Below are 17,749 nucleotides of genomic sequence, written 5' to 3' on the forward strand. Positions count from 1 at the left end.
CGCCGCTTCAGCCTGCGACGAAGATCAATGTTTAGCGATGCTCGTACGGCGAGAGGGTGAAACTTTTATGGAGCTTCTTGCTAGACTCGATAGAGCCATAGGGGATGCTTGGGAGCATCATATATTCGCTGATGAAATTAACGGGTAGCTTGTAAGCATGAAACCAAGCCATAACAAAGCGCACCATTACGCCACCGCAAGCGGTGGCGGGACGCTCGCAAGCTCGCGCCCATGTGCGCGGCGTTAAGCATCAAAACCAGTGCAGGAAACTATGACTCTAGGGAACGTATGAACAAGTTCCTCAAGAGCCATTTAAACTGCATTTTCTCTGCGTCGGGGCGCATAAAATGCGCACAACCGCCCCTTTTTAACCGACTGCAACCGCCTTTTCAGGCAGTACAGACGGATTAACCCTGTGCTCTCAACATCTGGTCTACCCGCACAACATTGGCCAGCGCGAACAGCATGGCCAGCTTGCTGTCGTTTTTCTTCAGGCCACGGTAGCGGGCTTTTACAAAACCAAACTGGCACTTGATGATCCGAAACGGATGCTCAACTTTTGCACGGATACTGGCCTTCAGATACTCAGTGCGGATTCTGACCTTATTGATCCGAGGGTGTTTTTTCAGTGTCTTCAGCTTCCCTGGCCGTTCAGCGATGTACCAGTCCGCACTGACATCTTTCAGCTCGTCTCGCTTTTCGGCACCTCTGTAACCCGCATCGGCAAAGATAAATGCTTCTTCACCGTGTAGCAGTTGATCAGCCTGATTAAGATCGTGCTCATTGGCAGCAGTTGTCGTGAAACTGTGCGTGATGCCGGTGCGGGCATCCACACCTATATGAGCTTTCAAGCCGAAATGCCACTGATTGCCTTTTTTGGTCTGATGCATTTCAGGATCACGCTCGCCCGTTTTGTTCTTGGTGGAGCTGGGGGCTTCGATGATGGTGGCATCGACCAGTGAGCCCTCTTTCAGAAGGACACCGGCCTCAGACAGCCATTGGTTCACCTCTTCAAAAACCTGTCGGGCCAGATCGTGGCGTTCGAGCAAGTGCCGAAACTTCAGAATGGTGGTGTGATCGGGAATGGCTTTATCCAGTGACAAGCCTGCAAAAAGCCGCATTGAGGCAATCTCGTACAGTGCATCTTCCATGGCTGGGTCACTGAGGTTGTACCACTGCTGCATGCAGTGAATGCGCAGCATGGTGGACAATGGATACGGCCTGCGGCCGTTGCCGGCCTTGGGATAGTGTGGCTCGATAACGGCTTCGAGACGCGCCCATGGAATCAACTTATCCATTCGGCCCAGGAACTTCTCCTTGCGGGTCTGACGGCGCTTGTTGCTGAACTCGCTGTCCGCGAATGTGAGTTGCTGATCCATCTTATGCGTCCTCGATCATGTGCAGTCAGCATTATCCCATGTGGAGGACTTGATCACACCTTCCCTAAATTAGTCGTCACACTGGTCTTGCTATGTTCCGTGTTAGCACGTTGAGTCTGGTAGTTGGTATAGGTTGAAAATCCCATTCCTGTAATACTGCTCATAACAGTTTCTCCTTATGTTTGTGGTATTTCAGCCTGAGACAAGCATATTCCAGGCCAAAAAAATCCAACCTTGGTCTGCTTTGCTCGTGATCGTTGCTTTGATGTAAAACTGAAGAAGGTTTTGTATTGAGATGAAAACCGGCGAGGCAAGCCTGTGCCGCTATAGCGGCAAACAATTGCAGTGTCTTCTGCAATGGAAATATAAGGGCGGCAAGTGGCTGTTGTCCTGACAGGAATACATGCAATAAACAATTGAAGGGGATGGACCTCGTTGTTCGCGGAACAGGACAATCGCACTATCTCCAGGTGTTGGCACGATGTGTTTGCGCCTGTCGGTATCCCTCGCCATTATCGGGTAGAGAGCAAGACCCAGCATGCTTTCAAGTGGATAGGGACGGCGCCCATTGCCGGCTTTGGGATAGTACGGCTCGATGACATCTAACAGCGGTGGCCACGGCAGTAAGGCATCAATCCGAGATAGGAAAATCTTTTTACGAGCCTGGCGGCGGTTACTGGAAAATTCACTATCGGCAAAGGTGAGTTCATGGCTATTGGCTCAAATTATCTCACATCAGAAACTTGATCGCAGGTTCCCTAATAGTAGCTGTGGATATTCAAATAATTGGCAATGTTATTTACTTTAGCAAACCTGGTTCGAGTAGACTAGATATTGCGGTGGCAGTGTAAATCTGCCAGAAATTCGGGATTGGTGCCGCCAGCAACGGCTAGCGGCATTGGTCATCTGGATGACATAGTAGCCTTTCTTAACGGAAAACAATACCGCCATCAATTAATGGCGCCTGACCTGTCATATAATCGGAGTCTGGACCGGCAAGATAGGACACAAAATTCGCTACATCTTCTGGCGTTTGTGCACGGCCAAGAGCAATGCCGTCGACATATTTTTTATAGGTTTCACCCTCTGCTGCGCCAGTGATCTCTGCGAAGCGTTTATCAATCTCGACCCACATATCAGTGCCAACGACACCGGGACAATAGGCGTTGACGGTGATACCATTGCTCGCATATTCTAACGCTGCGGCTTGAGTTAAAGCCCGCACGGCAAATTTAGTTGACGAGTACACGCCCAATAGCGCAAAACCATTATGGCCTGCGATTGAAGATGCATTGATAATTTTGCCCTTTTGTTTGCGTTCGATAAACTTCTTTGCTGCAGCCTGAATACCCCAGAGCGTGCCATCAATATTGATTTTCTGAATCTTATCCAACTCTTCCTGGGTGACATCCGCAATAGCTTGAACCTGAGCGATACCAGCGTTATTAACGATAATATCGAACCCACCCAGTGTTTTCTCCGCATGTTCGATAGCTGCATAAACTTGTTCGCGGTCGCTGACATCAGCTTTAAAAGTAGAGGCTTTGCGCCCTAAGGCCTCTACTTCCTGAGCAACTTCACGCATTTTATCTTCGTTCAGATCAACGATAGCAATGGCCGCACCGTCTTTTGCTAAACGCAGGGCTATTGCACGTCCAATACCTTGACCTGCACCTGTAACCAACGCCACTTTACCTTGAATCGACATAACATACTCCTTACTGATGTAATTGAAATCATCCAATCGGAAGACCTCTTAAACTGCTATCAAGTATACCCAAACAACCTTCTAATTCAGATGATAGACAGGTTCCATGCCATAAACAGGCGTGTCAACTCCTTCCATACGTGCTTTTATCTGCAATGATAGTGTATGTGTCATAGATCTCTCCTGTGCAGACTATTGTTTTTGTAACTGCGTTAATACCAACGTTTGCACTTAGATCAGGTGTTCCAGAGCAATGTTGATAATGTAAATAGAGCAGCAAGCGTGCCAGAGTGTATGCACGACACTTTATTTAATTATATCTATTTGATTTATTTAGATTAAAAATTTATCTGCAAATACTGGTAAGCGTATTGGCAGATAAATTAGTATGCCCATGTCGTGACACCTGTAACACCGTTGGTGTTGCATCTGTAACGCAGTATTGAACTTTGCTTTACAGGTGTAACGCTCCCAAATTAAGGCGCTAAAGCAGTATAGAAAGAACGCTTGCTTGTTCGAGAGTAAACTCGAAAACACCATGAAATAAAAATAATAGCTCGTAACAGTTTCTACTTAGTTATTGTAGCCTCTCTGTCTGAGGTAAGCATATTTGAGGACAAAAAGACTACAGTCCCTTCTACTTCAAGACGTTGGGCAGTTTCGCTGCAAATCTGAAGTGAGGCAGTTATATTGGATTGATAAATGATGTGGCAAACAGTTGCAGTTTTTCTGCTTCCTCGAAGCGTAGATGCAACAGCCGTGGAGTTTCCGTGCACCTGTACGGTCTTAAATCACCGACAGGGTTTTGAACTCATCCAGTGCATACTGATCGGTCATACCGCTAATCATGTCCTGCAACAAGCGACAGCGGCAGTAACTTTCCCACACATCGACATCACCAACTGATTGCTGACATAGCTGATAATAGGCTTTGATATGCTTGTTGGGTAAGCGTCGTACCAGTAAACCTTCCAGTAGTAATCCCTGGTTTTTTCCTTCCAGTAACTGGCCAAATTGACTGCGGGATAGTCGCAGCAGCGGGCGGTAATGGTCGAGCAGCCCAGTGAGAATACGATAGCCCTGTAATTCCAGGGTTTTCACTTCATCGACTGAAAAAACATGGCGTATCGCCACCTTTTTTAGCGTACTGACAATGGCGTGGCAGGGGGAATTATCTTCCAGCAGAGCGCGGTTTAAACGCCCCTCGTAAACCGCTTCGATATTATCGATAAAGGCTTGGGCAGCATGCTGAACCAGTGGATGGGTTAAGCCGACTCTAAGCCAAACAAAAAATTCATGATCCTTGTTGATCGATTCTTTATCGGCACGTTCCAACGCGTAGTGAACCAGATCAGCAAAACTGCTGGCATTGCGTCGGCCTGGAGCATAAAAGTGCTTTTCATCGGCATCCAGTGGCCGCAGGCGGGCAAATTGCTCGATCAGCAACTGAGCCAATTGACGGATGCTGAGTATGCCTTTGTCGATGGCGTCTTCCAGGTCAGCCAGACAATAAGAGATATCGTCAGCGGCCTCCATCAGATATGTCAACGGAAAGCGGTGACCAGGGCGCATCTCCAGGGTTTCCTGCATCTCGGCCACAAACTGACGTTCAGAAAAGTAATAGCCCGGCTTTTTCATCAGATAGCTGAGGGGATGTTTTGCATCCGGTCTGGGATCGGAGGCACAACGGGTATATTTTAAAATACAGGCGGACTGCAGGTAGGTCAGATTGAGCTTTTGCAACTGGCTGATCAGGCGTATTGCCTGGGCGTTGCCTTCAAAGGAGCACAGCTCACGTTTGAGTTTCTGCGTCAGGGCCTGACCTTCGGCTGAGCTGGAAGGAGCAATAAATCCCGGAAACTGATCGATCTGTTCAGTGAACCAGCGGGAAATCGCCGCTTCACCAAAGTGGCCGAAGGGCGGGTTGCCGATATCGTGCATCAGGCAGGCCATTTCCACCAGACTCTCTGTGGCCCGCTCACTGCCAGCCAAACCATAGCGCGACGCTTCAGCCCCGAGTTTGTCAAACAGGGTGCGGGTGATGAAGCGGCCAGTTTGTTGTACTTCCAGCGAGTGAGTCAGGCGTGAACGCACCGCCGCATTGTGTTCCAGCGGAAATACCTGGGTTTTCTGCTGCAAGCGTCGCACGGCCGCTGAGTTGATGATGCGGCCACGATCACTTTCCAGCTGTGCATCTAACTGAGGTGATGCACTGGCTTTGGAGTAAGGGCGACGTGATGAAAAACGCTTGGCAAAATTAATCAAGGTCATCCAGCGTCACAACCAGATCTTGTTTGGATACATCCACGCCCCAAAAGGTGTAAGTATCGTCATCTTCATCAATCAGATGAATATCAAACATCGGGCTTTTATAGCCTGTGATGGTCACTCGCCGGGTTTCGTTGTTGGGGAGTACCTCATCACCTAATACATCTTCTTCCCAACTGGTCGATTTCTCTGGGCTGATATAGATATAGTAGATGGTGTAACCTGTGTTATTGGTGATGTCGATGTAATAGTCGGCAGCCAGACTGGAGCTGCTGATGAACATGGACAGAAGAAACGCCAGAATCAGCTTTATTTTCATATAGGTACCTGCATTCATATCTAGGTTGAGTGTTGTGCTATTCACTATATATTAGATTTAGAGAATAGCAATATGAACTAATAACAACTGTCTGGGCCAAAATGATCTTAACGACGTAGGAAGTGGATGATGATAAAAATCAGGATGACTCATGGTATTGAAAACAGGATTTAAATGGATAGCACGCCTGTTGGCGTTTATTTTGCTGGTATTCTTTATCCCGGTAGGTTGTGCGCTGACATCACATTTTAGCGGCGATGAAGGTGCATCTGATTGGCGTACAGCCCGTCGGGACAGTGCCGGTATCGCGCCGGATGCCGCGACCCATCAAGAGGCGCTGATTCAGGTGTATGCGGCCCGAGCGTTTCGGTGGCGCGGCGCGTTGGGTGTACACACCTGGATAGCTGCCAAGCCACAAGGTGCTGATCATTACACCCGCTTTGAGGTGATAGGCTTCAGCGTAAGACGTGGCGGTGATGCCGTACAGGTTGCACAGGGTATCCCTGATGGTTACTGGTATGGCAGTCAGCCGACTTTGTTGCGTGAAATTCGCGGGGGCGCCGAAGTGGATGCACTGATCAGTCGTTTACATGATGCCGCCAGGCTTTATCCTTATAATCATGAATACCGGGTTTGGCCAGGTCCTAACAGCAATACGTTTATCGCTTATTTAGGCCGTAAAGTACCGGAACTCAGGCTTAATTTACCACCCACCGCCATAGGTAAAGATTATTTGCCAGAGGGTGGCGTATTTGCGCACGCGCCAAGTGGTGCGGGGATTCAGGTGTCCCTGGCGGGCTTACTGGGTGTAATCCTGGCACCAGAAGAAGGGTTTGAGTTGAATTTTCTGGGGCTGAGCGCGGGTATTGATCCTTGGCCTTTGGCACTTAATTTACCCGGTGTTGGACGTTTGGGATTTCCTACTCACACGCCATTAGCAAGCGATTGAGTGAAAGGTGGATTAGCTTATAGCCTTTGCCGTATGATCAAATTGGGATTACACCACAAACAGGATGAGGGAAGTTGTTATGCTATCAGTTGAAGTTTCAGGTATTTTAGGGCTCTTGCTATTGGTCCTGAATATTTACGCCATTATCAAAATAGTACAGAGTGGTGCTAGTACGGGCGCCAAAGTGCTGTGGGTGGTGTTGATTTTACTGCTGCCTGTGCTGGGCTTTATTCTTTGGTTTCTGCTGGGACCAAAATAACTGGCAATACCAACTCGGGATGGTTAACTAGACATCCCGAATTGATTCAATTGCAATCGTTCAGCTGTAAAGCTGATTGTAAGCGCTTAGCTGTAATAACTTAGCTGTAATAACACAGGTACGCGGTCGGTGTAGCGACTTGCAGATCAAAAGAAGCGCCTGCTGTAATGTTGAACTCAGCACCGGCAGGGAAGGCTTGCCAATCGCTATGTCCTGGCAGTTTTACCAGCAATTCCCCGTGAGTCACACACATGCGTTCATTCTGGCTGGTGCCAAAGGTGTATTCTCCCGGCGCCATAACGCCAGAAGTAACTGGGCCTTGCTCAGCCGTAAACCCGATTGATACCACCTTACCTTCGAAATACTCATTTACGCTTAACATCACCGTCAATTCTCCATGCAAAAATGGCGCTTATCATAATGCGCTTTTTAACACGATGCCATGCTTCTGTAACGAGCGTTGCTAACCCGACGAGAGTTGTCTGAACAGTGCGGCAACCAAAATGCCGGCAGCAATGGCCGGTAGTGGCTTCTTTAACAGCAACATGGTGACAGCTGTAGCCAACAAGGCCAATCTGGCACCGTTGTCACCTGTAACTGCAAGGGGGGCCAGAATAGCGACCAGTACGGAGCCGGACATGGCATGGATAAACTGTTTTACTCTGTAACCGATGGGCACGAAAGACATTACAAAAACGCCACCCCAGCGAGTCGCCAAGGTGACTGAGGCCATGGCCAGAATAATGACCAGAACACCCAATCCTGCCGTTTCAACGTTCATGATTTTTCTCCAGCCAGACAAGACCAACCAGACCACCGGTTATTGCACCCACTATGACGTGACTGTTTTCTGGCAAAAACCAATAGGCCAGGATTGATGAGCTGGCTGCCAGTGTCCAGATCACCAGCATCCGCAGGTTTTTTTCTCCACCGACAACCATAGCGAGTAGAAAGCAGCCCATGACCATATCCAGCCCCAAACGCTCCGGATCTTGAATAACACTGCCAAAGTAGACGCCCAGCCAGGTACCAAATATCCAGAATGACCAGAGTGCAAGCCCGCCACCCAGCAGCAGTCCCAGGCCTGGCTGTCCACGACTGAATGCCTGCATAGACAGGGCCCAGTTGGCATCAGATGCAACCAGCATAACGCCATAGCGTTTTCTCGTTGGCAGATGACGAAGCCAGGGATACAGTGTTGCGCCCATAAGCAGGTGGCGTGCATTGATTGCAAATACAGTTATGACCAATGTGAGCAGGGATACTTGAGGGCCCCATAACTCCAGAGCGGCGAATTGTGAGGCACCGGCAAAGACCAGGGTACTCATGGCAATAATAGCCGGTGCACTCAGGCCAGACTGGGCAGCTGCCAGGCCAAACGCTACCCCGAATACCACGACAAATACTGACAGAGGGAGCAGTTGTTTAAAGCCGGTCCAAACAAGTTGGCGATCGAGTTGATGTAGCTCCGCTTCGTTGACTGACACGTCAGGCTCCAGAAATTACAGCTTATAACCTGTTATGTATTGGAGTTTAATTTGAATAAAGCGAATACGTCTGGTGAATGCTATTCAATTAACGCACAGGTTATTGAGGTCGCATGAGTCTACCAGATCTTCAGATCAACTGGCCAAAATGCTTTGTAGCAGTGACATTATTATTCCAATAAGGTACTTACCTACCAGACTTTACCCATCCAGCGCTGGTTCAGTTCACGGTATTCCGGGCGTTTACGGAACTCAAGGATGAAACTGTTAATTGCCGCTAGCAGTGTCAGGCTGGAGGCATGATCACTGACCCCGACACTGTAATGCCAAAGCTCATTCGCCAGGTTACCTGGCAGTAGCTCGATGCGATCAGACCAGGGGCTGTCCGGATGGGTGGCGGCCCAGTAATAGATAGGTAGATCGACGGCAAAGGCATCGACAGTCCCCTTGCACAACGCATCATGGATCCAGCTTTGATTGGTGTAAGCCAGTAAGTTGGACAGTTGGATCTGCCCACCTGGCGTGTGCAGATTACTACGCCAGCGTAAACCGGCTTCTTCCAGGGTGGTAAAGGCGGCGGGATCATTGATGCACCCCAGTACCTTTCCCTGCAAGCTTTCAATACTCTTAATGGATTCATCACCCTTGCGACGTGCCAGTATATAGGGCAGGGATACATAAGGTTCGGAGAAGGCGACACCTTCATAGTTGGGGTCAGGTGGCAGGGCGCTCCAGACCAGATCCACCTCGGCTTCACCCGGCCGGTCACCGCAATCAAGCAGCTGGGTACAGAGATCCCAGGGTTGTTCAATAAACTGGCATTTGACCCCGAGTGATTGTGCAAACATCTGTGCCATTTCAGCATCAAACCCCTGCAAGGGGGCACTGTCAGTTGTTCTGAAAGATAACCCCTTAAAGTCCGGCTCTATGGCGATACGTACCACACCACGTTCACGTATTGCAGCCAGGCGGTCAAAACCTGGATCAGTCACCATTCCTTGCTGTATGCAGCTTTTCTGCCACTGTTGACTCAGGCTCTTTAAGCCCGAATGTTGAGGTGATAGCTGGCTGATCAATTCACGGCCCTGATGGATTTTGTGATTGGCACGCTCACTGGCGCCGCTGCCTATCTCGAGTGTGGCGTTAATGATACGGTTGTTGCTGTCTATTTCATCCAGGTGGTTAGTCATACTGGAAAGCAACTGATGCAGGCGTTCCAGAGAGTGTTCAACCTGACCTGAAAGCTCGGAAATACGGGTTTCAGCGCGGGCAAGCAGCTCAATGATGGTCTGTTCCAATGGTGAAAGATCTATCTGCTGATAGGCATTGCGAGCACTTTCCCGGGTACGACGTGCCAGCATGCGGACCTCATCGGCTACCACGGCAAAGCCTGCTCCGGCTTCGCCTGCCCGAGCGGCCTCAATGGCCGCGTTCAGTGCCAGCAGATCAACGGTTTTACCGATATTATCTATCCCTGCAATGACTGAGCGTGCATGTTCGGCTTTGGTGTTCATTTCTTTGCGTAGGGAAGAGAGGTGTTCTGAAAAAAATTGGTGCACAGCCTGAAGTTCCAGCTCTACTTCAGTGCGCAGAGAATCAGCTTCTTGTGAGCCGGACTGCAGTGATTGCCTTGAACTTTTCAGGTAGTCCTGCTGTTCGGTGGTTTTTCCTGCTATTTCGAGTAGCGTATTGCTGGCAACCCCAAGGCTATGTTGTGTATGACGTTGTAGGGCGTCAAGCCGTTTGAATACAGACTGTATCGGCTGTACAAGCGGCGTTAGCTTAGGGTCTTCCAGGTGCTGGCGTAAAAAATCGGGCAGGTCCTTGGCGTTCAATAACGCATCGTTCTGTTTTGACTCAACAGCGGTTAACCATTCGGGACGGGATTCTTTGGACTTGTCGAGTTGTGATGGCGTTGAAAAAAACAACATGCATTACTCTCCAGAAATTTGTATTTCTCTTGGGAATGCAATTTTCACGCCGACTCGCATAAACGACTACAGGCGTCGCTCTATACTGATGGGGCAATGCTATCCTCTAACTCAGGCAGTCGGTATGATGGTTGGCTTAAAGATGAATTGAATTAGGGACCTGGCTTGAAGCTTCAACTACCTTTCTGGCTTTATCCACTGGCGTTTATTCTCGGCCTGCTGATCGGCGCTGCGGCGCTGCGTTATACCCCCGATGGGCGCATCAACCTGATGCTGGTCTGGTTGGTTTGGGCTGGGCTGCCGTTTGTCGGGGCGTGTATCTCTGGACTAATGATGTTTCGCAAGCAGCGAGCCCCCTGGTTGTTGAGGTTCAGTGGAGCCCAACGCTGGCAGTTGGATAGCCAGTCACAACTGAGGCTGTGGTTGAAACTGCATCAACTCTGGTGCTTGAGTGCGCTAGGTGTGCTGGCCGCTTTTCTGACGCTGCTGTTATTCACCGATCTGGCATTTGGCTGGAGTTCAACGCTGCTCGATGATCCGGCTGTCATCCACAAAGTCACTCAAATGATCAGTGTTCATTGGCAAGCCTACTGGCCGTCTGCTGTACCGGATCAGGCACTGATAGAACACACTCGCTTTATTCGTATCGCCCCGACCACTGAGCATGCCGTGAATGCGGGAGACTGGTGGCCGTTTTTGCTGGCAAGTCTGGTGACCTATAACCTGCTGCCGCGAATTTTGCTTATTCTGGTTTGTCAGTTGCAGTTGCGCCATTATTCACACCGCCTGAGTATTAGCTCGAATCAGCCTGTGTCGGCATCAACTGAAACAGCCTTGGCTGATCTGCGGGTACAAGACCTGGCAGACTGGGAAGGCGTTGAACAGCTATTCTGGGAGATAAACACGTCAGAAGGGCTGACGTTGGGCGTAGACAGTTGGGAGTCAGATCAACAGCGCTGGCAGGCTCTGCTCAAGCGCAAACCGTCCCGGCTGGTCTGGTGTATCGATTTGCGCCGCTCACCCTTGGCAGAAATGGCCGATAGGGTAAAACAGGCATCGGCATTGGGGATTTCGCAGGCGATCCAGGTCTGGGATAACAGCCTGGAGTCACCAATTCATGCCAAGGATAGCTGGCAATTGTTTGCCAGGCAGCATCAACTGATTTGGCTGGAGGGGTAATGCTTGCAGATGCCGCACATTTTTGTGTTGTCGGACACCCCAACAAGGGCAAGTCCTCCATTGTCTCGACGCTGACAGAAAATGACACTGTTCAGATAGGTGTGGAGTCAGGGACGACCCGGCAGGCCGATAGCTTTTCTTTTATCGCTGATAATCGACTGTTGCTGGCGCTGACGGATACCCCCGGTTTTCAGCGTGCACGCCAGGTGTTGGCCTGGTTGCAACAACAGACTGTGGCACCGCATGAACGTGCCGCCAGAGTGCGTGCTTTCCTTGATGTTGCCGAGCATCGCCAGACCTTTCCCGATGAAGTCGCGCTGCTGACCCCGGTGATGCAGGGTGCCGGGATTATTTATGTCACTGATGCGTCTGGACCGGTGTCGGCCAGTGATCTGGCAGAAATGGAGATTCTGCGTTGGACAGGTCAGCCGCGTATGGCGGTGATCAACCCGATGGCAGGCAGCACGCATCAGGATGAGTGGCGCCAGACACTCAATCAGTATTTTCAGTGGGTGAGGGTATTTGATCCCATGAGTGCACAGTTGGATTCGCGACTGCAGCTCTTGCGCGCCATGAACGAACTGGCTGAACCGGAACAGCAACGTGCCTTAAAACGCTTGATTCAGCACCTGGAGACTCGTGAGTCTGGGCGTCTGAGTCAGTACGCGCAGCAGTTGGCCGCTTATTGGTGTGAACAGATCACCCGGACACTGGATGCCACCAGGCTTCAGCCTGGCCAATCGGCAGAGGAGGCGTTGCAACAGTCACTGAATAAGGCAGAGGAGGCCAGGTTTCAGCAATGGATGCAGCAATCTGGTTATAGCCGCCTTGAACTTGAGACGCAGCCGAACTGGGTGAAAGATTTTAATCAGCTTATGGATACCGAACAGTGGTCTTTCTGGGGATTAAGATCCAAAGAGTTACTGATAGTATCAGCTGCCACAGGTGCGGCGGCCGGTTCGCTGTTTGATGTGGGTACCGGTGGCAGCTCTTTGTTGTTAGGGGCTATTACTGGCGGAATTATAGGTACAGCCGGTGGCTGGTTAGTTTCTCAGCAACAGCCTGGCTCACGCTTGTCGCTGCCTGGAATTAAAAAACAGCAGGTGATTGGTCCGGTGAAGCACCCGAATTTCCCCTTTGTAGTGATGGCGCGTAGCCTCAGTTTTCTTAATCAGCTCTGGTCACGCACTCATGCCCGGCGCGATGCCCTGCAATTACAGGTCAAGGCTTCGACCTGGTCTCAGACCGAACAGGTGCGTTTGCTGCGTTGGGCAAAACAGCTGCAATCCGATAAGTGGAGCGAGAAATCCCAGCAGGCACTGGAAGCCTGGATAGTCACGCAGTTGAGCGAAAACACCGATCAGTCAGCGTAGTAGAGCTTGCCTTCACCCACAATAATGGCTTGCCCGCCCACCTGTACCAAACCTGGCTTAAGATCCCCATTAGCGGCGGTATAGATCACGCTAGGCCGTCCCATTTCAACACCCTGATGAATTTTCCAGCGTAGCGCGTTGGGTTGGTTAGCGGCCAGGTAGCCGGTCAAGGCGGCGGCTGCACTGCCGGTCGCAGGATCTTCACAGATACTGGCATGCATACAGAACATGCGGCTGCGTATCACGGTTCCGGTTTCGGTCCCGGTTTCGGTTGGCTGTTCCGTCACGTAAAGATAGATTTGCTCAGCACTACTGCTAGCGATAAAATCTGCCTAGATGGTTGCAGAGATGATAACGCCCTCCAGGGCCGCCATGTCCGCTAACTCGATCAAGTGGTAGGGCAGCCCGCAGGAGGCAATCACAGGCTTGCCAATCACCTGGTGTGTTTCGAGACCCAATAGCGCCGCAGCGCTGGCGTGATCAAGACGGCTGTGTGTAACCTTGGCAGGCTGGGCGGTGGTAAAGGTTACTTGTCCTTGAGCATAGTTCACCGCGAGTTCGCCAATTGGCGGTTGTAGCACTAGAGTCTGCTTAGGGTTGACTAATCTCAACGCCGCCAGCAAGTGCGCAGTACCTACTGTCGGGTGGCCTGCAAATGGCAACTCTTCAGTCGGGGTAAAAATCCGCATCGGGTAGTGATTTGAGCCAGTGACAGCGCCCAAAAATACCGTTTCGGCTAGATTAAGCTCATTGGCAAACGCCTGCATTCTGCTGGTTGCCAATCCATCAGCATTTGCAAATACAGCCAATGGATTGCCTGAAAAAGGCTGGTTGGTAAACACATCCAGCAGATAATATTCAGCAGTTTTCATATCAGTCTCTTTTAAAAGATGGCAGGTTCCAAAAGGGTTTTTGCGCTTCATTTTTCGCCTGTGAACGCGTAATGCCTGCATCTGCTAGCAACCGGTCATCAAGTTTGAGTAACTGGCGGCGGCTGCGGCCGCATTGCAAGTAGTTGCGCAGACGTTGGTGAAGCTGAGTAAAGTTGAAGTGTGACATGATTTATCTCCTCATAGTTTGCCTAACTAGAGTACTCAGTGCTAGGATTTTGATACAGATATAGGTTTTGCTATTTTTAAGATACAGAAGAATATTATGCCTCTGTATGGCTATTTATCTGTGCATCTGTATTGTTTTCTGGCTTGAAGTGGGGGTGTGTTATGACGCGCTACGAAGAGGTTGCCAGTATATTACGGCAACGTATTGAGCATGATATTTACCATGTGGGAGATCGTCTGCCCTCTATCCGCGCTGTGTGCCAGGAGATGGAGGTCAGCATTTCGACGGCTCAAGAAGCCTATCGACAGTTATTGGATGCGGCACTCATCGAGTCGCGTCCCAAATCTGGTTACTTTGTGCTACCAAGCCGAGTGCCTAGTGTGTTGCCGTCGATCTCACGCCCAGCGCAGCGTCCCTTGGATGTTTCCCAATGGGATCAGGTACTGGAACTTGTCGCAACCCAGCGTGATGACACCCGGCTTCTATTAGGATGTGGCGTACCCAATCTGACTTATGAAACCTTGCGTCCTTTGTCAAAAATCCTGGCAGGCTTACACCGCAGCAATAACCTCTACGGCTTTAATTACGACAAACTGAGCGGCAGTCCTGAGCTTCGCCAGCAGGTGGCGCGGCTAGCGGTTACGTCCGGTTGTCTGTTGCACCCGGATGACATTATGGTGACCACCGGTTGTCAGGAGGCACTGGCCATCTCGTTGCGCACGCTGACCCAGCCAGGTGATGTTGTCGCTGTGGATTCGCCCAGCTTTTACGGTACCATGCAGATTCTCAAGGCCAATGGCTTAAAAGCGCTGGAAATCCCCACTGACCCGCAAACCGGCATCAGCCTGGAAGCCTTGGAATTGGCACTGGAACAGTGGCCAATTCGTGCGATACAGGTCACGCCGACTTACAACAACCCGTTAGGTTATACCATGCCTGAAGCGCGTAAGCGGGCGTTGTTTCAGCTCGCCCAGCGCTTCGATGTCGCCATAATCGAAGACGATATCTATGGTGACTTGGCATTCAGTCTTCCTCGGCCGCGCACAGTGAAATCCTTCGATGACGATGGTCGGGTGATGTTGTGTAGCGGCTTTTCCAAAACAGTGGGGCCTGGACTGCGGGTCGGGTGGCTGGCGCCAGGACGCTACCGTGATCAGGCACAGCATATGAAGTACGTTTCCACCGGTGCTTCGGCCACGCTGCCGCAACTGGCAGTAGCGGAGTTTGTAGCCAAGGGGCACTATGAGCGCCACCTGCGCTATGCTACCCGCCAGTATCAGCGTCAGCGTGACATTATGATCAGTTGGGTGCAGCGCTACTTCCCCAAGGGCGCGGGCATCAGCTATCCTCAGGGCAGCTTTTTATTATGGGTGGAACTGCCCGCTGCGGTGGATTGCGTGCGTCTTAACGAACGTTTAGCACAGCACGCCATCCATGTGGCACCAGGATCGCTGTTTTCAGCCTCAGGCAAGTATCGTCAATGCCTGCGCCTGAACTATGCGTTTACCCTGACACCCACTATAGAAGCCGCCGTGCGCACTGTGGGTGAGCTTGCCACAGAAATGGTGCAAGAAGCGCAGCAGCATGCCGTGTGTGCCTGACTAACGCTTATCCGGCAACAGGAAATTATTCCGCGGCTGATCCAGTCCCGTAAGCTCCGAACGCACAGAAGTATCCTTGAGCTGCACCCCCGATAACTGACGCCGGTAGGATTCCAGCAGCAAGAACATCAGCTTATCAGTGGCGTCATCATAGCTCAGTCCTGGTGGGCGAATATTGGAGATACAGTTGCGCGCTGCATCAGTCAGACCGACTTTGGGGGCGTAGGTGTAGTAGATACCCAGACTGTCGGGTGAGCTGAGGCCTGGTCGTTCACCGATCAGCAGAATCACCGAGCGGGCTTTTAGCAGTTCACCCACTTCATCACCCACAGCGACACGTCCCTGGCTGACCAGACAGATAGGTCCCGGCCTTAAACCCTCTGCATTCAGTGCGGCACCCAGTCGGCGTGCCATGGGGACAGCATGAGAGGCAACCGCGGTGGAGGACAGGCCGTCAGCGATAACGATCAGAGTATCTGGTGGGGTGATCTGTGTCGCTTGTTGCTGAAGGTAGCTTACTGAATCTGGACTGAGGCGACGCCCAAAATCAGGGCGTTGCAGGTATTCCTGACGATGGCTGACCCGACTGCTGAGGCGATAAACCTGAAAGCCGTCTGCTTCCAGCTGTTGTTGCAGGGCCTCTTCATCCAGGGGCAGGTGGACGGCATCCCGCGCTCTGGCATGGTCCAATTGAAAAGCCAGTTGTTCACGTGTAGGAAGGCTGACACCTGTGCGTCCCAATCCGATACGTGCATCTGTATGCTGACGCAGTGATCGCCAGCTGTTGTGGGTGACGATAGCGTCTGCTTTTGCATCTGTGTTGGCATCATCGTTCATCAGTGCTTGCCTCCTGTCAGGCGCAGATCCGCAAACGCGCCGGGTAACTGACTGCCGGTGCTGAGTCGCCCTTGCGCATCAAAAATACCCTGACGTTGCAGCCAGGCTTCAAACTCCGGCGCAGGTCTTTTACCCAGTAACTGGCGGATATACAACGCATCGTGGAAAGAGGTGGTCTGGTAGTTCAGCATAATATCATCCGATCCTGGAATGCCCATGATGAAGTTGATACCGGCCACACCCAGTTGGGTCAGCAGCATGTCCATATCATCCTGATCCGCTTCCGCATGGTTGGTGTAACAGATATCGCAGCCCATGGGGACACCTAGCAGTTTGGCGCAGAAGTGATCTTCAAGACCGGCACGAATGATCTGTTTGCCATCATAGAGATACTCAGGGCCAATAAAGCCAACCACTGTATTGACCAGTAATGGATCAAAATGCCGGGCCACGGCATAGGCTCTGGTTTCGCAGGTCTGCTGATCCACGCCATGATGGGCGTTGGCTGACAAGGCGCTGCCCTGACCTGTCTCGAAATACATCAGGTTATTACCCAGCGTGCCGCGTTGCAGCGATCGGCCTGCTTGCAGGGCTTCTCCCAGCAGTGCCAGGTTAATACCAAAACTGGTATTGGCCGCTTCGGTACCGGCGATAGATTGAAAGATCAGATCGACAGGTACGCCCCTGTGTATTGCTTCTATTTGCGTGGTCACGTGACTTAGAATGCAGAATTGCGTGGGAATCTCATAACGCTGAATGACCTCATCCAGCATCTGCATCAGCGTGGTCACAGCCTGATAGTTATCCGTGGCCGGGTTGATGCCAATTACCGCATCTCCACTGCCGTAAAGCAGGCCATCCAGTACACTGGCAGCAATGCCGGCCGGATCATCCGTCGGGTGGTTGGGTTGTAACCGGGTGGCTAAGTGCCCCTGCATACCAAGCGTATTACGAAAACGGGTGATGACTTCACACTTCGCCGCGACACAGATCAAATCCTGAATACGCATTATCTTGCTGACCGCGGCGACCATCTCTGGAGTCAAACCAGGTGCCAGTGCCTGTAATGTCAGAGTGTCTGCCTGCTCGGACAGTAGCCAGTCACGAAAATCTCCAACCGTCAGGTGTGACACGGGTGCAAAGGCGGCTGTGGCGTGGGTGTCCAGGATTAGCCGGGTGACCTCATCGGTTTCATAGGGAATCAATGCCTCGTTCAGAAAGGTCTTTAGCGGCACATCAGCCAGCAGCATTTGCGCAGCGATGCGCTCCTGTGCGTCCTGAGCCGCCAAACCTGCCAGACAATCCCCCGAGCGCAGCGGCGTAGCACGTGCCATCAAGGTTTTCAGATCCTGGAACTGATAGCGCTGTTCACCCAATACACATTGATAAGCCATGCATTA

General features: G+C 51.2%; 16 protein-coding genes and 2 pseudogenes. 5 read left to right on the forward strand and 13 right to left on the reverse strand.

Features of this window, described 5'->3' with window-relative positions; all coding sequences use genetic code 11:
- Window positions 1–407: 407 nt before the first annotated feature.
- The 5 genes and pseudogenes from ACN0R1_RS05610 to ACN0R1_RS05630 form a co-directional block, all read right to left on the reverse strand.
- A complete protein-coding gene (locus ACN0R1_RS05610; protein WP_417580764.1) occupies window positions 408–1,379 on the reverse strand; it encodes an IS5 family transposase in 972 nt (323 codons plus the stop codon).
- Window positions 1,380–1,913: 534 nt separating this feature from the next.
- Window positions 1,914–2,093 (reverse strand): annotated as a pseudogene (locus ACN0R1_RS05615) (IS5/IS1182 family transposase); the annotation flags it as partial.
- 214 nt (window positions 2,094–2,307) lie between these two features.
- Entirely contained in the window at window positions 2,308–3,087 is a 780-nt protein-coding gene (locus tag ACN0R1_RS05620; protein WP_151054831.1) for an acetoin reductase, read from the reverse strand.
- Between the two features lie 786 nt (window positions 3,088–3,873).
- Entirely contained in the window at window positions 3,874–5,358 is a 1,485-nt protein-coding gene (gene dgt, locus ACN0R1_RS05625; protein ID WP_417580766.1) for a dGTPase, read from the reverse strand.
- Window positions 5,345–5,674 (reverse strand): hypothetical protein, encoded by a 330-nt coding sequence (locus tag ACN0R1_RS05630; RefSeq protein WP_417580768.1) that lies wholly within the window; start codon window positions 5,672–5,674, stop codon window positions 5,345–5,347. Before ACN0R1_RS05630 ends, dgt begins: the two co-directional genes overlap by 14 nt.
- Before the next feature lie 151 nt (window positions 5,675–5,825).
- Here ACN0R1_RS05630 and ACN0R1_RS05635 point away from each other — a divergent pair, with 151 nt between their 5' ends.
- Both ACN0R1_RS05635 and ACN0R1_RS05640 read left to right on the forward strand, forming a co-directional pair.
- Complete coding sequence (locus ACN0R1_RS05635; protein WP_417580770.1) at window positions 5,826–6,623, forward strand: DUF3750 domain-containing protein; 798 nt, start codon at window positions 5,826–5,828, stop codon at window positions 6,621–6,623.
- Window positions 6,624–6,702: 79 nt separating this feature from the next.
- The gene (locus ACN0R1_RS05640; RefSeq protein ID WP_417580771.1) at window positions 6,703–6,882 is read left to right on the forward strand and encodes a PLDc N-terminal domain-containing protein; all 180 of its coding nucleotides are present in this window, start codon (window positions 6,703–6,705) and stop codon (window positions 6,880–6,882) included.
- A 100-nt stretch (window positions 6,883–6,982) separates the two neighbouring features.
- Here ACN0R1_RS05640 and ACN0R1_RS05645 read toward each other — a convergent pair whose 3' ends face one another.
- The 4 genes from ACN0R1_RS05645 to ACN0R1_RS05660 all read right to left on the reverse strand — a co-directional run bounded on the left by ACN0R1_RS05645 (window position 6,983) and on the right by ACN0R1_RS05660 (window position 10,300).
- Window positions 6,983–7,264 carry a pyrimidine/purine nucleoside phosphorylase gene (locus tag ACN0R1_RS05645; RefSeq protein ID WP_417580939.1) on the reverse strand — a complete coding sequence of 94 codons (282 nt, stop codon included), beginning with the start codon at window positions 7,262–7,264 and terminating at the stop codon, window positions 6,983–6,985.
- Window positions 7,265–7,345: 81 nt separating this feature from the next.
- The gene (locus ACN0R1_RS05650; RefSeq protein WP_417580773.1) at window positions 7,346–7,663 is read right to left on the reverse strand and encodes an AzlD family protein; all 318 of its coding nucleotides are present in this window, start codon (window positions 7,661–7,663) and stop codon (window positions 7,346–7,348) included.
- Entirely contained in the window at window positions 7,653–8,369 is a 717-nt protein-coding gene (locus ACN0R1_RS05655; protein ID WP_417580775.1) for an AzlC family ABC transporter permease, read from the reverse strand. The genes ACN0R1_RS05650 and ACN0R1_RS05655 overlap by 11 nt, the downstream gene beginning before the upstream one ends.
- 191 nt (window positions 8,370–8,560) lie before the next feature.
- Window positions 8,561–10,300 (reverse strand): methyl-accepting chemotaxis protein, encoded by a 1,740-nt coding sequence (locus ACN0R1_RS05660; protein WP_417580777.1) that lies wholly within the window; start codon window positions 10,298–10,300, stop codon window positions 8,561–8,563.
- A gap of 165 nt (window positions 10,301–10,465) precedes the next feature.
- On the opposite strand from ACN0R1_RS05660, the gene ACN0R1_RS05665 reads away from it, so the two are divergent.
- Both ACN0R1_RS05665 and ACN0R1_RS05670 read left to right on the forward strand, forming a co-directional pair.
- A complete protein-coding gene (locus ACN0R1_RS05665; RefSeq protein ID WP_417580779.1) occupies window positions 10,466–11,479 on the forward strand; it encodes a DUF2868 domain-containing protein in 1,014 nt (337 codons plus the stop codon).
- The gene (locus ACN0R1_RS05670) at window positions 11,479–12,852 is read left to right on the forward strand and encodes a DUF3482 domain-containing protein (protein WP_417580781.1); all 1,374 of its coding nucleotides are present in this window, start codon (window positions 11,479–11,481) and stop codon (window positions 12,850–12,852) included. The genes ACN0R1_RS05665 and ACN0R1_RS05670 overlap by 1 nt, the downstream gene beginning before the upstream one ends.
- Here the strand turns inward: ACN0R1_RS05670 and ACN0R1_RS05675 are convergent.
- A pseudogene (locus tag ACN0R1_RS05675) lies at window positions 12,840–13,805 on the reverse strand (PhzF family phenazine biosynthesis protein). The gene ACN0R1_RS05670 and the pseudogene ACN0R1_RS05675 sit on opposite strands and share 13 nt — an antisense overlap.
- Complete coding sequence (locus ACN0R1_RS05680; RefSeq protein ID WP_417580783.1) at window positions 13,726–13,911, reverse strand: DUF1127 domain-containing protein; 186 nt, start codon at window positions 13,909–13,911, stop codon at window positions 13,726–13,728. Before ACN0R1_RS05680 ends, ACN0R1_RS05675 begins: the two are co-directional and overlap by 80 nt.
- 161 nt (window positions 13,912–14,072) lie before the next feature.
- Between ACN0R1_RS05680 and ACN0R1_RS05685 the strand changes: the two genes are divergently transcribed.
- Entirely contained in the window at window positions 14,073–15,512 is a 1,440-nt protein-coding gene (locus ACN0R1_RS05685) for a PLP-dependent aminotransferase family protein (RefSeq protein WP_417580785.1), read from the forward strand.
- Here the strand turns inward: ACN0R1_RS05685 and eutC are convergent, their stop codons facing one another.
- Both eutC and ACN0R1_RS05695 read right to left on the reverse strand, forming a co-directional pair.
- The gene (eutC, locus tag ACN0R1_RS05690; protein WP_417580787.1) at window positions 15,513–16,349 is read right to left on the reverse strand and encodes an ethanolamine ammonia-lyase subunit EutC; all 837 of its coding nucleotides are present in this window, start codon (window positions 16,347–16,349) and stop codon (window positions 15,513–15,515) included.
- Complete coding sequence (locus ACN0R1_RS05695) at window positions 16,349–17,743, reverse strand: ethanolamine ammonia-lyase subunit EutB (protein WP_417580789.1); 1,395 nt, start codon at window positions 17,741–17,743, stop codon at window positions 16,349–16,351. The genes eutC and ACN0R1_RS05695 overlap by 1 nt, the downstream gene beginning before the upstream one ends.
- Window positions 17,744–17,749: the final 6 nt, after the last annotated feature.

Origin of the sequence: Nitrincola sp. (genome assembly GCF_048264025.1) — a bacterium.
Taxonomy (GTDB): Bacteria; Pseudomonadota; Gammaproteobacteria; order Pseudomonadales; family Balneatricaceae; genus Nitrincola.

Excerpts from the sequence above, each read along its gene's own strand:
- ACN0R1_RS05610 (WP_417580764.1), bottom strand. The coding sequence starts at position 1,379 with ATGGATCAGCAACTCACATTCGCGGACAGCGAGTTCAGCAACAAGCGC.
- ACN0R1_RS05620 (WP_151054831.1), bottom strand. The coding sequence starts at position 3,087 with ATGTCGATTCAAGGTAAAGTGGCGTTGGTTACAGGTGCAGGTCAAGGT.
- dgt (WP_417580766.1), bottom strand. The coding sequence starts at position 5,358 with ATGACCTTGATTAATTTTGCCAAGCGTTTTTCATCACGTCGCCCTTAC.
- ACN0R1_RS05630 (WP_417580768.1), bottom strand. The coding sequence starts at position 5,674 with ATGAAAATAAAGCTGATTCTGGCGTTTCTTCTGTCCATGTTCATCAGC.
- ACN0R1_RS05635 (WP_417580770.1), top strand. The coding sequence starts at position 5,826 with ATGGTATTGAAAACAGGATTTAAATGGATAGCACGCCTGTTGGCGTTT.
- ACN0R1_RS05640 (WP_417580771.1), top strand. The coding sequence starts at position 6,703 with ATGCTATCAGTTGAAGTTTCAGGTATTTTAGGGCTCTTGCTATTGGTC.
- ACN0R1_RS05645 (WP_417580939.1), bottom strand. The coding sequence starts at position 7,264 with ATGTTAAGCGTAAATGAGTATTTCGAAGGTAAGGTGGTATCAATCGGG.
- ACN0R1_RS05650 (WP_417580773.1), bottom strand. The coding sequence starts at position 7,663 with ATGAACGTTGAAACGGCAGGATTGGGTGTTCTGGTCATTATTCTGGCC.
- ACN0R1_RS05660 (WP_417580777.1), bottom strand. The coding sequence starts at position 10,300 with ATGTTGTTTTTTTCAACGCCATCACAACTCGACAAGTCCAAAGAATCC.
- ACN0R1_RS05670 (WP_417580781.1), top strand. The coding sequence starts at position 11,479 with ATGCTTGCAGATGCCGCACATTTTTGTGTTGTCGGACACCCCAACAAG.
- ACN0R1_RS05680 (WP_417580783.1), bottom strand. The coding sequence starts at position 13,911 with ATGTCACACTTCAACTTTACTCAGCTTCACCAACGTCTGCGCAACTAC.
- ACN0R1_RS05685 (WP_417580785.1), top strand. The coding sequence starts at position 14,073 with ATGACGCGCTACGAAGAGGTTGCCAGTATATTACGGCAACGTATTGAG.
- eutC (WP_417580787.1), bottom strand. The coding sequence starts at position 16,349 with ATGAACGATGATGCCAACACAGATGCAAAAGCAGACGCTATCGTCACC.
- ACN0R1_RS05695 (WP_417580789.1), bottom strand. The coding sequence starts at position 17,743 with ATGGCTTATCAATGTGTATTGGGTGAACAGCGCTATCAGTTCCAGGAT.